Raw genomic sequence first — 12,029 nt, 5'->3', positions numbered from 1 at the left:
ACGTCTCGGCCGCGCGGCGGTCCGCGCCTGCCGAACCCGGCGTTCCGAACCCGCCAGGTACCGGCGTGGATCACGCTTGACCTGCTGGTATTTACGCGTAAGTACCCGAGCGGTACCGTGAAGGCATGCCAGCTCTCAATGTGGAGTTCAGCGACCGCGAGCTAGAGGACCTGCGGCAGATCGCCAAGGAACGCGGTACGTCGATGAAGGCGCTCGTACGGGAGGCCGCCGCGGCCGACATAGCGCGGCACCGGGCGCTGCAGGAGGGCGCCGAGGCGTTCCGCCGTTTCTTCGCGTCGCACGCCGACGAATTCGCGGCCGCCTTCCCCGACGACGAACCGTCCGCCAAGGGCGAGGGGCGGGCTGCCTGACCCATGGCACCCGTCATTCACATCGACGTGCCCTGGCTGCTCCAGCGTCACGAAGAGGTCCTGCCCGACGAGCCCACGGTCAACGACTTCTCCGCGCTGGTCGCCGCCGTCGCCCGCCATCGCGTGGATCCGCCCCGCCTGGGCATCGACTCCGACCCGGCCTGGCGGGCCGCAGCCCTGCTGCACACCCTCGCCCTGCTCAAGCCGCTTCCCGCGGCCAACGCCCGCTTCGCCTGCGCGTCCGCGGTGGCGTACATGTTCGTCAGCGGCGTCGGCATCGACCCGCCCTACGGCGCCATCGTCGACCTCGCACGTGACCTGATCTCCGGCAAGACCGACGTGTACGGCGCCGCCGACCGGCTGCGCTCCTGGCAGATCTGAGGCCTGCCGACCGGTCCCCGTCCTCCCCGCCGCCGGGGGCCGCCGACCGAGGGCGGGAGGAACGGGGTCGGCGGCCCGTTGCGCGCAGGAGCGCCGCCGTCCCGCGCGGGGCCTTCCGAGAGGCCGCTCCCAGTGGACTACGCCGGCATGCGCGCCGGGGAGCGCGCGTAGTGCTCCGGCGCGTGCGGGAGAATCACACGGGGCGCATGGAATGTCGAAAGGTCACGCAGGGGTGGCCAGTTGTCGCCGTTTCTGACTTTCTTTCAAAGGGGCGGATGTTGCCCGAGTGTCTTGTTGGCCATCCGTGCGCTGTGCAAGGGTGAACCACCCGTGGGGGGTGGAAAAGGCCGGAGCTCTTGCGTTCCGTGGGGAACCGGAGCGGATGGGCTCAGGTGAATTCGTGCTCCCCGCGCCCATGCCGAAGAGGTACACACCAAGTCGCTCGGTCCTTTTCGGCGATCAGGACTTCTGAGTCATGAGCGTGGGAAGGAAAACGTTCAGTGCCCACCCCCCACCCCCCTCGTCCTCCTTACCCGCCGCCCGGCGGGGTTCCGGAGGAATCCGACGAAGGTCTCGCCGGCCGGCTCCGGGGCCGCCCGGACGGCGAGGCCGCTCCCTCCGTCGCGCTGCTGATGGCGCGGCACTGGCAACCGGCCCACGAGTACGCGGTGATCTGCCTCGCCTCCCCCGGGACCGCCGCCGACATGGTCACCGCCGCCGCCTTCCACCAGGTCCTCGACCGGCTGGCGCTGGGCGAGCCGGGCACCGCCCTTCGCCCCAGGCTCCTCGTCGCCGTCCGGGACGCGGTGCGGCAGTGGTCGGCCGACGAGCGAATAGCGAGCGTTCTGCCGGAGCTGGGGAAACCCGCGGGCGGGCGCGGTATGCGTACCGCGAAGTCCATGACGCCCGAAAATCGGAAACTCGCCGATCGGTCATTCCAGGCACTTCCGGGACTTGCCCGATGCCTGCTCTGGCATACCGAGGTGGAGGCCGAGCCGGTAAGCGTGCCCGCCGGCCTGTTGGGCATGGATACCGTTACCGCCTCGGTTGCCCTCGAACAAGCGCGTGATAAATTCCGCGAAGGTTGTGTACATGCTCATCGGGAACTCGCGCCGACGAAGGATTGCCGGTTCTACAACCGCCTCCTTGACGTCCCGATTCGCCGGGGCGGTGCCTTGCTGCCGGATGTGCAGCAGCATCTGACGGAGTGCCGCTACTGCCGTAACGCCGCCGAACAACTGAGCCATTTCGAGGGCGGGCTGGGCTTACTCATCGCCGAGGCGGTGCTCGGCTGGGGCGCGCGCCGCTATCTTGACACCAGACCGGGGCGTACCAAGTCCGACGGACCTCGCGCACGCGGCTCCGCGCGGCACGGCGCCGGACGACGCGGTCTGCTGTCGCGGATCCCCGCGCAGGTTCGCAGGCCGCCCGGCGGACCGCGTTCCTCGCGGACGCTGCTCACGGGAGTCGGCCTGGCCTCGGCCGGGCTGATCGCGATCATGCTCGCGGCGGGACTGCTGTCCGACGACGACGGGGCCGACCCGGCCGCATCCGCCACCGGCGGCGGCACCGGATCCCAGCTGCCCCCGGCCGTGTCCTCCGCACCGCCCGGCACGGCCCAACTCCCCAACGCCCCGCGGCAGACCAGATTGCGCAACGCCGACGCCGACCTGTGCCTCGACATCCGGGGCGAGCCGAAGGAGGGGGCCGGGACCAGGCTGGCCGAGTGCTCGGCCGACGACACCCAGCAGTGGTCGTACGAGAAGGACGGCCGGCTGCGCAGCGTGGTGGAACCCGATCTGTGCCTGGACTCGCACGTGGACGCCGGCGTGGTGATCCTCGGCAAGTGCGCCGACGAGGACTCCGAACGGGCCGACGACGTGCGTTACGACCTCACCGTGCGGGGCGAGTTGCTGCCCCGCTGGGACGAGCAGCTCGCCCTGGCGGCCACGACGGCGGACGCCGACGCCGAGATCGTCGTCAAGGTCCGCGAAGGCTCCGACGCCCAGCGCTGGCTCACCGATCCGGCGACATCGGCGAGCCCCGGGTCGCTGTCGAGCGCGGAGGCCGAGACGCCTGGGGCGCGGTCGGTGCGGTTGGGGGAGGAGAGGGCGTAGGGCGGGGTGGGGCGCCTCGCGCCGAGCGCTCTCGGCGGCCGGGGCCGGCGGTTCCGACGGTCCCTGCGGCCGGGGCGCTCACCGCTGATGCGTGCTGGGGCCGGGGGCCGGGACGGTGGGAGGCGTGGGGCGACTTGCCCTGAGCCGCCCCACCGCCCCACCGTCCCGGCCTCCGCGCCTCCGCGCCTCCGCGCTCAGCGGAGAGGCGCCGGGCCCAGCTGCCAGGAGCAGGGCCGGCCCTAGCCGCATCCCCGGGCTCCCACGCTCCCGTGAACCCCCTAGTTCACGACATCCCGAGGCGCCCCGCCCGAGAGGAAGTCCGTCACGTTCTGGACGGCGGCCAGGGCGATGCGGACGAGGGTTTCGCGGGTGACGCCGCCGACGTGGGGGGACAGCACCACGTTCGGGGCGCGGAGCAGGCGCAGGGCCGGGATGGGGGGTTCGGGGTCGAAGACGTCGATGCCCGCCCCTGCCACGGCGCCCTTCTCCAGAGCGTCCGCGAGGGCGTCCTGGTCGATCAGGGCGCCGCGCGCGGTGTTGATCACGAACGCCGTCGGCTTGAGGAGCGCCAGCCGCTCGGCGTTCAGCAGGAGCGGGGTCTCGTCGGTGAGCGGGGTGTGCAGGGAGACGTAGTCGGAGGTCCGCAGCAGGTCGGCGAGCGGGACATGACGGGCGCCGCCGAACTCGGCCTCCGTCTCCGGCGGCAGCCGGCGCCGTCCGGCGTAGACGACGCTCATGTCGAACGCGGCGGCGCGGCGCGCGACTTGCCGGCCGATCTGGCCCAGGCCCACGATCCCGAGCGTCTTGCCGGACAGTTCGGTCAGCGAGTGCTGGAGCCGGGGGAGTGCCCAGTCGGCCTCGACGAGCGCGGTGTGGGCGGGAACGATCTGCTTGGCCAGCGCGAGCATGAGGGCGAAGGTCTGCTCGGCCACGTTCTGCGCCTCGGCGCCGCTGGAGCCGATGTTGCACACCCGCACTCCGCGCTCGCGCGCCGCCTCCACATCGACGTAGTCGAAGCCGTGGCTCGCGCACTGCACGAGCTCCAACTCCGGTGCGGCGGCGAGGTGTTCGCCGGTCACCGGGGCGAGGGCGGTGATGACGACGTGCGCCGAGCGCAGCGCGGCCGGGTCCTCGTCGGCCGCCTCGACGACGGTGACGTTCGCGCCCTCGGGGAAGAGGGTGGCCAGTCCGGCTCCGATGTCCCGCCCGCCCACGTGCGGCGAGATGACGGCGAGGACGTTCTTCGTGACGGTCATACGGAATCCTCGATGAGGTCGGCGGGGCCGATCGTGGCGGGGGTGGCGTGCCCGGACAGGGCGAGGGTGAGGTCGAGTTCGGCCAGCAGGCAGCGGATGACGTGCTCGACGCCCGCCTGTCCGTCGAGGCCGAGCCCGTACACGTACGGCCGTCCGAGGAGCACCGCCCGCGCGCCGAGCGCGAGGGCCTTGAAGATGTCGTCGCCGGTGCGCACGCCGCTGTCGAACAGCACGGTCATCCGGTCGCCGACCGCCGCCACCACCCGGGGGAGAGCATCGGCCGCTCCGACGGAGCCGGCGACCTGGCGTCCGCCGTGGTTGGAGACGACGACGCCGTCCATCCCGGCGTCGGCCGCCGCGCGGGCGTCGTCCGGGTGCACCACGCCCTTCAGGACGATCGGGCCGTCCCAGTTCTCCCGCAGGAACGCCAGGTCCGGCCAGGTCTTCGCGGGGTCCGAGAACATGCCGACGAAATGCATGACGGCCGCGTTCGGATCCTCGTGCACGGGCTTGGCCAGGCCCGCCTGGAAGGCCGGGTCGGAGAAGTAGTTGGCGGTGCCCACGCCATGCAGGAACGGCAGATACGCCTGGTCGAGGTCGCGCGGTCGCCAGGCCAGCATCGGCGTGTCCAGGGTGACGACGAGGGCGGTGAACCCGGCTGCCTTCGCCCGGTTCAGGAAACTCCGCGCCACCTCCGGGTCCTTCGGCCAGTACAGCTGGAACCAGCGTTCGGCGTCCCCCATCGCCTCCGCGACCTGCTCCATGGGGGTGCTGGACGCCGAGGACAGGGTGAACGGCACGCCCTGCGCGGCGGCTGCCCGCGCCGCCGCGCACTCGGCGTCCGGGTGCATGATCGACAGCACGCCGACCGGCGCCAGCGCCAGCGGAGCGGGCAGGGCGCGGCCCAACACCTCCACGGACAGGTCCCGTTCGTGTACGTCCCGCAGCATGCGTGGCACTATCCGGCGCCGCCGCGGCGCCTCCCGGTTGGCGCGGGCGGTGCTGCCGTCGCCGGCGCTGCCCGCCACATAGCCGACGGGACCGGGACCGAGGCGCTGCTCGGTCAGCTCCTCCAGCCGGGTCAGATCGGTGGGCAGCCGGGGTACGACGCCCGTCATGCCGTTCAGATAGATCTCGTACTGGAAGTCCGCCCAGTGCTTGCCCATGCGTAGGCCCCGCCTCTCGTCACTGAGAACGCGCTGTACGCCGACCATACCGACCGGTAGGCGGGGGAGTGGATCAGGGGCTCGCCACCGACTCGCGCAGGATGCGTGCCAGTTCGCGGGGCTGGGAGAACATCGGCCAGTGGCCGGTGTCCAGGGTCACGAGTTCCCAGCGGTCGCTCTTGAGGAGTTCGGCTGCGGCGGGCATCGGCTCGTCGCCGTCGAGCAGGCACTTGATGTAGAGGCCCGGCAGCTCACTGAGCGGGCGTGGCATCACCGCCGGTTCGGTCAGCGTGGCGCCCGGGTGCGGGGTGGCGCCCACGATGCGGGCGATCTGCTCGTCCGTCAGGCCCTGGCCCGCGTAGTCGTCCGCCGCGAGGGGCGGCCAGACGCCGCCGCCGGCCTCGATCGCCGCCCGCACGTCGTCGCTCGGCCAGCCCGACAGGAACGACTCCCCGTCGACCGCGGCATTGGCGTCGACCAGCACCACATGCCTCAGCCGGTCCCCGATCCGCTCGGCCGCCTGCCCGACGGGAATCCCGGAATAGCTGTGCCCGACGAGGACGACGTCCCGCAGACCGAGGCGCTCGACCTCCGCCACGATGTCCTGGACGTGCGTCTGCTGCCCGGCGGTGACACCTGCCTTCTCGGCGAGGCCGGACAGCGTCAGCGGATGGGCGTCGTGCCCGGCCGCGCGCAACTCGCGCGCCACCTCGTCCCACGCCCAGGCACCGAGCCACGACCCCGCCACCAACACGAAATGAGTCATGCCCGCAACGTAGTCGACGGGTCTGACAATGCCCCGTCGTCGCCGGAAGCACCCGGCCCCGTGATCGGCGCCACGGGAACCTCGACGGTACGGGACAGCCGCGCACCCTCGGGGCCGTAGACCGCCCGCGGCTCGGGGAACAGCCGCAGCAGTGTCAGGAACAGGACGGCGGCGACGGCCAGGGACAACGGCAGGCTGATGTCCACCCCGTTCGCGAGATCGCCCAGCGGTCCGACGAACTGGCCCGGGATGTTGGTGAACAGCACGCCCAGCAGTGCCGCCACCCACCACGCGGTCATGCCGCGCCAGTTCCAGCCGTGCGCGAACCAGTAACGGCCGCCGCGCTGACGGCGGTTGAAGACCTGAAGGGCGTCGGGGTCGTACCAGCCGCGCCGGGTCCAGTAGCCCAGCATCATCACGACCATCCACGGCGTGGTGCAGGTGATGATCATGGTGGCGAAGGTCGAGATCGACTGCACCAGGTTCAGCCCGAACCGTCCGATGAAGATGAACGCGATCGACAACGCGCCGACCAGCAGCGTCGCCTGTACCCGCGACAGCCGCGGGAACACCGAGGAGAAGTCGAGTCCGGTCCCGTACAGCGCGGTCGTGCCCGTCGCCATGCCGCCGATCAGCGCCAGGAGACACACCGGCAGGAAGTACCAGCCGGGCGAGATCGCCAGCAGGCCGCCCACGAAGTCGGGGGCGCCCGGGTCGACGTATTCAGGGACCTTCGTGGCGATGATGCTCGCCGTCGCCAGGCCGAACACGAACGGCAGCAGCGTCGCGATCTGCGACAGGAACGCGGCGCCGATCACCTTGCGGCGCGGGGTGCTCGCAGGGATGTAGCGCGACCAGTCGCCGAGGAACGCCCCGAAGGAGACCGGGTTGGACAGCACGATCAGAGCCGCGCCGATGAAGGACGGCCAGAACAGCGACTGGGTCGCCGTGTCCGCGGAGTCGGTGAAGACGCCCGTGTACGACGGGTCGAAGTCACCGGCGAACGCGACCACGCCGAGCAGGAACAGCACGCTCGCCGCGGGCACGGCGACCTTGTTGACGAACAGCATGAAGCGGAACCCGTACACGCACACCGCGAGAACCAGCCCCGCGAACAGGGCGTACGCGACGACGTACGACAGGTCGCCGCGCGGCAGGCCGAAGAGCCGGTGGGCGCCGCCGACCAGGGCGTCACCCGAGCTCCACACCGAGATGGAGAAGAACGCGACGGCCGTCAGCAGGGACAGGAACGAGCCGACCACGCGGCCGTGCACACCGAGGTGCGCGGAGGACGAGACGGCGTTGTTGGTGCCGTTGACCGGTCCGAACACAGCCATGGGGCACAGGATCAGCGCACCCGCGACGACCCCGAGGAGTGTGGCCGCGAGGCCCTGCCAGAAGGAGAGGCCGAACAGGATCGGGAAGGCGCCGAGGACACAGGTGGAGAAGGTGTTGGCGCCGCCGAAGGCGAGGCGGAACAGGTCCAGCGGGGAGGCGCTGCGTTCGGCGTCGGGGATGCGGTCGACGCCATGGGTCTCGACCTCGGTCAAGGAGGGGGCGGGGGAGGGGTGTTGGGCCGGTGAGGCCGCTGGGAACTGTGGGGGCAAGGGATGGGCTCCAGCGTGGGCGGGGCGGTGGAGCGCGTTGTGGCGCGGCGGGGCCGACGGCCGGTGCCGGGCGCTGCCGCTGGGGTGTGCGGGCAGCGCGGATGCCGTCCTCTCGGGGGTCTGCAGACGGTAAAGCGCTCCGCGGGAGCCGCACCAGAGGACGGTTCATCCATCTTCGGTGCCGTGACTGGACGAAACCTCCATCAGTCGCCGTCCTCGGGTGCCTTCTCCGCGTCCGTGTCCGGTGTGTCCGGCCCTTGTGCCCGCACCCGCTGGACGTTCTCCAGTGACTCGCGCAGTTCGGTGAGCCAGTCGTCCGTGTGCCGCTGGACGAGGCGTACGCACCAGGCGAGGGCGTCGCTGCGGCTGCGGGCGACGCCGCCGGCGATCAGGGTGTCGAGGACCTGTCGCTCGGGCTGACGGAGCCGGGTCATCACGGGGGCGGCGATGTGCGTGAACATGGCGCGCTCACCGTCGCACTCCACGCCCCAGGAAACCTTTCTGCGGAATCGGTGCTCCGCCTCGCGGGCCACCTCGATCCGGGTCTCCCGGGTGCGCTCCCGGAACTCCTGGATGCGGCCCTCCACGGCTGCCTCCCGCTCGGCTGCCGAGCCGCCCCCGGCCGGCTGAGGTGCGGGAATGCGGCCGATCACGGTGATCTCCTCGCGGTCGACCGTGACCTCGGTCAGCTCCTCGAAGAGGTCGTCGGGCAGGCGGCCGGCGAACCAGCCGCGCAGCTTCTCTCGTTGCTCGTTGGTAATCATGTAATCACGATTACTCGGTCCGACCATGAACACAAGGGACGCCGGGGCGTGTCAGCCGAGGGCTCAACCGGAATGTTTCAGGCCTATTAATGAGCGTGCGAGATCAAGCCACTCGACGACTTGGAACGATCAAGAACCGCCAGGTTTCGGCGTTGGAACGTTCGAACTCCGTTACTTCACGCCACTGCTTCAATACGCAAGGTTACTGAAACTCGTGGTGTCGATGTGAGTTTCGGCGCCGGACTCGGCAGACTCCCGCTCGTCGCTTCGGCACCGATCGCGCCGGAGTCGTCACACCCTGTAACTCAAGCGGAAGGATGCACACAATGCGGAACACCGCGCGCTGGGCAGCGACCCTCGCTCTCACGGCCACCGCCGTCTGCGGACCCCTCACCGGATCCGCCCTGGCTGCCCCGGACCCTGCGCCCGCCTCCCTGTACGCCCCGTCGGCCCTGGTGCTCACCCTGGCCCACGGTGATGACGCCACCATGACGACACCGGTGCGTGCCGTCACCCTGAGCTGCGCCCCGACCTCCTCCGGCACACATCCCGACGCCGCCTCGGCGTGCGGGGAGCTGCGCAGTGTGGGCGGGAACTTCGACGCCCTCGGGAGTAGAGACGGGGTGCTGTGTACCAAGCAGTACGACCCTGTGCTCGTCACGGTCGACGGGGTCTGGCAGGGCCAGCGCGTCTCCTATCAGCGCACCTTCGCCAACGAGTGCGTGAAGAGCTCCTACGGGACCAGTCTCTTCGCGTTCTAGGGGACCGGGATCGCACGGCCTCGTGCAGTTCGGCAGCGGCTCGCGGATGGGGAGTGTGAGCCTGCCGAAGAGGCCCCGGCGATCTCGCACCGGGGGTCGGCCGGGCGGAGTGGGGCCGCCCGGTCGGCACCTCGGATCTTTACCGAACGACCGACTTCCCGGGGGATACGGGTGATCGTCGCCGTGGGGGCATACGATCACCCGTCTTCCCCGGGGACCCCCTCGTTGCCGGGGATCCCCTCTTCGTCGGGGATCCCCGGCAACAGCGCAAACCGGTCCAGCAGGCCGGCACCGCGCAACAGCCGCCGTATACGCGGTGCGTCCGATACGACCCGCAGGCGTCCGCCGCGGTACCTGGCGCGCGTTTCGGCCCGGCACAGGACACGCAGTCCCGAGCAGTCGAAGAAGTCGACCTGCCGCAGATCGACCAGCACATCCGACTCCGGTCGCGCCGTCGCCTCGTCCAGGTGCTCGCTGACCAGCGCCGCCGTCGCCAGATCGATCTCACCCGTCACCTCGACCACGGTGAACGGGCCGTGTCTGCGGGTGCGGGCATGGGTGTTCGCCGTGGGCGGCGCTGACCGGGACAAGCCCGCGGCCAGATCCTCGGTCGGATGGGAGGCGCGGTCGTCGGCGTCCGGCGTCATGTCCGCTCCACCTCGGCAAGGGGCGCATTGATCAGGGTAGTTACCCGGGGCCGGGCGTGAGCATCCCTGCGGCACCGCGTGCAAGACGCGGTTCACTCGACGTGCTGAATTTCATCCAAGACGGTTGACTTCGCGTGCGCGGACTCAGCGCTCCTTGGTCCGGTCGCGATGGCTGGTATCGCACCACGGGTAGCGGCGGCTGCGCCGGCAGGTGCACAGGGCCACGCGGAAGCGGTCGGAGGAGACGATCGTGCCGTCCTCCAGCTCCACCTCGACCGGGCCCTCCACCAGGAGAGGGCCTTGGCGCTGGACCTTGATCCGGCGCGGCTCGTCAGACCGGGAGTTCGGCACGGACCACCACCAGCTCTTCCCTCTGATCCGGGGCGGACAGCAGGCCGTGCTGCCGCAGCCAGTCCTCCCGCGTGCGCAGCACCGGGCCGAACGGGACGACGCGACGCCGGGTCACGGAAGCCTTCAAGCCTGCGTCGCGCAGATGCGACACGGTCCGCCCGGGGCGGCTGAGCACCGATTGCACCACCAGGAGGACCCCGCCCGGACGCAACAGGGCGGGCGCCTCCAGACAGATCCGGTCGAGGACGAGCCGCCCGTCCCGGCCCGCGTCCCACGCCCGCGCCGCACCCTGCGGCGCGCGGCCCGTGTCGGGTGCGGGGACATACGGCGGATTGGCCAGGATGAGATCGAAGGACTGCCCGCGCACCGGCGTGAAGAGGTTGCCGTGCAGGATGCGGACATGGAGACGGGCCATCCAGGCGTTCAGTTGCGCCGTGCAGACCGCCCGCCACGACACGTCCACCGCGGTCACCCGCGTGCCGCGCCGCGCCGCCTCGATCGCCAGCGCGCCCGAACCGGTCCCCACGTCGAGGACGTCCGCGCCGTCCGGCAGCGGCTCCTCGAGCAGGGCGTCGACGAGCAGGTCGGTGTCTTCCTGAGGGGTGTACACACCCGGCGGCACCAGTGGCTTCACGGCGCCCGGGTACCCCGGCATTCAGGAACTAAGGGGTATATCGGAACGTTGGTGGTGATCGCGGAGCGACGATCGTCCCGCGCGCCAGGCGTCGAGCACCTGCTCGGCGAAGCGGTCCTCCAGGTAGCCGGTGACGTCGATGCCGAAGGCGACGTCGGGCGCGAGGTGCGGCTCCTCGGCGAGCAGACCTGCGATGACGTCCTGGCGCACGACCTGTTCGTGCACCGCGTCAGCCTCGACATGCTCGTCGTAGAAGTGCTCGGCGGCGGGCCCGGCGCCCGTGCGGCGCATCGCCTCCGCCAGCCGCCGGGATGCCGGCGACGAGGTGATCTCGACGGCCGCGAAATGACCGACGAGCGCTCCGCGCAGTGCCCGGTGCAGTCCGAGCAGGGACATCAGGTTGACCGTGGCCAGGGCTTGGGCGGTCGCCTCGTCGACATACCGGCCGTACGTCGTGTCCAGGCCGAGGTCCGTCATCAGGTCGGCGAAGAGGCGTGCGTGGACGCGGTCGGGGCGGCCGCCGCCGTACTCGTCGAACTCCACCGCCGCCATGCCGGCCTTCGCCCTGCCCCACAGCCGGGGCAGCACCCAGGCGTGCGGGTCCGCCTCCTTGAGGTGGTACAGGGAGCGCTGGGCCACGTATTCGCGCACCTGCCACAACTCGCCCTCGGTGCAGAGGTAGTGGCTGACACCGGTGCCGTCGACGGGTTCGACGAGGAGGTCGGCCAGCGCGTCCTCGACGCTGTCGTGGGCGGCGGTGTCCGCGCGCAGGGCCGTCAGGAACCGGTGCTCCAGTGCCGCACGGACACGCAGCAGCTCGGGGTCCCACTCGTGGTCCTCGGGCACGCCGGCGAAACCGCGGTAGTGCAGCTCGTAGCAGAGGTAGAGGGCCAGCTGGAGATCGTCGCCGTAGACGTCCGTGCGCGCGACGTCCAGGCGCCGGGGCGGTGGCCCGTCACCCCGCAGATACTCCTCCACGGCGGCGGAAACGCCGCCCCGCGCGGACGGCAGCCGGGGCCCCTCGCCGCCGCCTGCCCTACGGACGTCGGGTGCCATGGTCGCCGAGTACCCGTTGGGTGCAGGGCCACCCGTACGACCATCCGTCCGACCGGGCGGGCCGAGCCGCCGCCGCCGGCGAGGACCACGGCCGGGGCCCGCCGCGAGCGCCGGTGTCCGGCTGCTCCTGTGACTGCTTGCTGCCGTCGGGC

Annotated in this window: 13 protein-coding genes; 4 read left to right on the top strand and 9 right to left on the bottom strand. The window is 71.2% G+C overall.

The features are described from left to right. The first annotated feature begins 125 nt into the window (after positions 1–125). From OG331_RS08510 to OG331_RS08500, 3 genes are all read left to right on the top strand, one after another. Positions 126–371 carry a hypothetical protein gene (locus OG331_RS08510; RefSeq protein ID WP_048578995.1) on the top strand — a complete coding sequence of 82 codons (246 nt, stop codon included), beginning with the start codon at positions 126–128 and terminating at the stop codon, positions 369–371. A 3-nt stretch (positions 372–374) separates the two neighbouring features. After that, the gene (locus OG331_RS08505; protein ID WP_406193596.1) at positions 375–752 is read left to right on the top strand and encodes a toxin Doc; all 378 of its coding nucleotides are present in this window, start codon (positions 375–377) and stop codon (positions 750–752) included. Between the two features lie 500 nt (positions 753–1,252). Then, positions 1,253–2,869: an RICIN domain-containing protein gene (locus OG331_RS08500; protein ID WP_406193594.1), complete on the top strand. Its 1,617-nt coding sequence runs from the start codon at positions 1,253–1,255 to the stop codon at positions 2,867–2,869. A 278-nt stretch (positions 2,870–3,147) separates the two neighbouring features. On the opposite strand, the gene OG331_RS08495 is transcribed toward OG331_RS08500, so the two are convergent. The 5 genes from OG331_RS08495 to OG331_RS08475 all read right to left on the bottom strand — a co-directional run bounded on the left by OG331_RS08495 (position 3,148) and on the right by OG331_RS08475 (position 8,428). Next, positions 3,148–4,125 carry a 2-hydroxyacid dehydrogenase gene (locus tag OG331_RS08495; RefSeq protein WP_406193592.1) on the bottom strand — a complete coding sequence of 326 codons (978 nt, stop codon included), beginning with the start codon at positions 4,123–4,125 and terminating at the stop codon, positions 3,148–3,150. Further along, on the bottom strand, positions 4,122–5,291 hold the full coding sequence (locus OG331_RS08490; RefSeq protein ID WP_406193590.1) for a lactate 2-monooxygenase: 1,170 nt from the start codon (positions 5,289–5,291) through the stop codon (positions 4,122–4,124). The genes OG331_RS08495 and OG331_RS08490 overlap by 4 nt, the downstream gene beginning before the upstream one ends. Before the next feature lie 73 nt (positions 5,292–5,364). Beyond that, positions 5,365–6,057, bottom strand: a complete 693-nt coding sequence (locus OG331_RS08485; protein ID WP_406193588.1) for an alpha/beta fold hydrolase — start codon at positions 6,055–6,057, stop codon at positions 5,365–5,367. Next, positions 6,054–7,664: a purine-cytosine permease family protein gene (locus tag OG331_RS08480; protein ID WP_406193586.1), complete on the bottom strand. Its 1,611-nt coding sequence runs from the start codon at positions 7,662–7,664 to the stop codon at positions 6,054–6,056. The genes OG331_RS08485 and OG331_RS08480 overlap by 4 nt, the downstream gene beginning before the upstream one ends. A gap of 203 nt (positions 7,665–7,867) precedes the next feature. Continuing rightward, positions 7,868–8,428 (bottom strand): hypothetical protein, encoded by a 561-nt coding sequence (locus tag OG331_RS08475; protein ID WP_406193584.1) that lies wholly within the window; start codon positions 8,426–8,428, stop codon positions 7,868–7,870. Between the two features lie 326 nt (positions 8,429–8,754). On the opposite strand from OG331_RS08475, the gene OG331_RS08470 reads away from it, so the two are divergent. Then, on the top strand, positions 8,755–9,189 hold the full coding sequence (locus OG331_RS08470; RefSeq protein WP_328877471.1) for a protease inhibitor: 435 nt from the start codon (positions 8,755–8,757) through the stop codon (positions 9,187–9,189). A gap of 197 nt (positions 9,190–9,386) precedes the next feature. On the opposite strand, the gene OG331_RS08465 is transcribed toward OG331_RS08470, so the two are convergent. From OG331_RS08465 to OG331_RS08450, 4 genes are all read right to left on the bottom strand, one after another. Beyond that, the gene (locus tag OG331_RS08465) at positions 9,387–9,836 is read right to left on the bottom strand and encodes an STAS domain-containing protein (protein WP_406193582.1); all 450 of its coding nucleotides are present in this window, start codon (positions 9,834–9,836) and stop codon (positions 9,387–9,389) included. A gap of 144 nt (positions 9,837–9,980) precedes the next feature. Next, a complete protein-coding gene (locus OG331_RS08460; RefSeq protein ID WP_383230441.1) occupies positions 9,981–10,187 on the bottom strand; it encodes a CDGSH iron-sulfur domain-containing protein in 207 nt (68 codons plus the stop codon). Then, on the bottom strand, positions 10,168–10,842 hold the full coding sequence (locus OG331_RS08455) for a HemK2/MTQ2 family protein methyltransferase (RefSeq protein ID WP_406193580.1): 675 nt from the start codon (positions 10,840–10,842) through the stop codon (positions 10,168–10,170). Before OG331_RS08455 ends, OG331_RS08460 begins: the two co-directional genes overlap by 20 nt. Next, positions 10,843–11,877, bottom strand: a complete 1,035-nt coding sequence (locus OG331_RS08450) for an iron-containing redox enzyme family protein (RefSeq protein WP_406193578.1) — start codon at positions 11,875–11,877, stop codon at positions 10,843–10,845. Positions 11,878–12,029 lie beyond the last annotated feature (152 nt).

Origin of the sequence: Streptomyces sp. NBC_01017, from assembly GCF_045162795.1 — a bacterium.
GTDB lineage: Bacteria > Actinomycetota > Actinomycetes > Streptomycetales > Streptomycetaceae > Streptomyces > Streptomyces machairae.
The sequence above is the reverse complement of the archived record's forward strand: the minus strand, read 5'-3'. Positions and strand labels throughout refer to the sequence as shown.

Excerpts from the sequence above, each read along its gene's own strand:
- OG331_RS08510 (WP_048578995.1), top strand. The coding sequence starts at position 126 with ATGCCAGCTCTCAATGTGGAGTTCAGCGACCGCGAGCTAGAGGACCTG.
- OG331_RS08505 (WP_406193596.1), top strand. The coding sequence starts at position 375 with ATGGCACCCGTCATTCACATCGACGTGCCCTGGCTGCTCCAGCGTCAC.
- OG331_RS08495 (WP_406193592.1), bottom strand. The coding sequence starts at position 4,125 with ATGACCGTCACGAAGAACGTCCTCGCCGTCATCTCGCCGCACGTGGGC.
- OG331_RS08490 (WP_406193590.1), bottom strand. The coding sequence starts at position 5,291 with ATGGGCAAGCACTGGGCGGACTTCCAGTACGAGATCTATCTGAACGGC.
- OG331_RS08485 (WP_406193588.1), bottom strand. The coding sequence starts at position 6,057 with ATGACTCATTTCGTGTTGGTGGCGGGGTCGTGGCTCGGTGCCTGGGCG.
- OG331_RS08475 (WP_406193584.1), bottom strand. The coding sequence starts at position 8,428 with ATGATTACCAACGAGCAACGAGAGAAGCTGCGCGGCTGGTTCGCCGGC.
- OG331_RS08470 (WP_328877471.1), top strand. The coding sequence starts at position 8,755 with ATGCGGAACACCGCGCGCTGGGCAGCGACCCTCGCTCTCACGGCCACC.
- OG331_RS08465 (WP_406193582.1), bottom strand. The coding sequence starts at position 9,836 with ATGACGCCGGACGCCGACGACCGCGCCTCCCATCCGACCGAGGATCTG.
- OG331_RS08455 (WP_406193580.1), bottom strand. The coding sequence starts at position 10,842 with ATGCCGGGGTACCCGGGCGCCGTGAAGCCACTGGTGCCGCCGGGTGTG.
- OG331_RS08450 (WP_406193578.1), bottom strand. The coding sequence starts at position 11,877 with ATGGCACCCGACGTCCGTAGGGCAGGCGGCGGCGAGGGGCCCCGGCTG.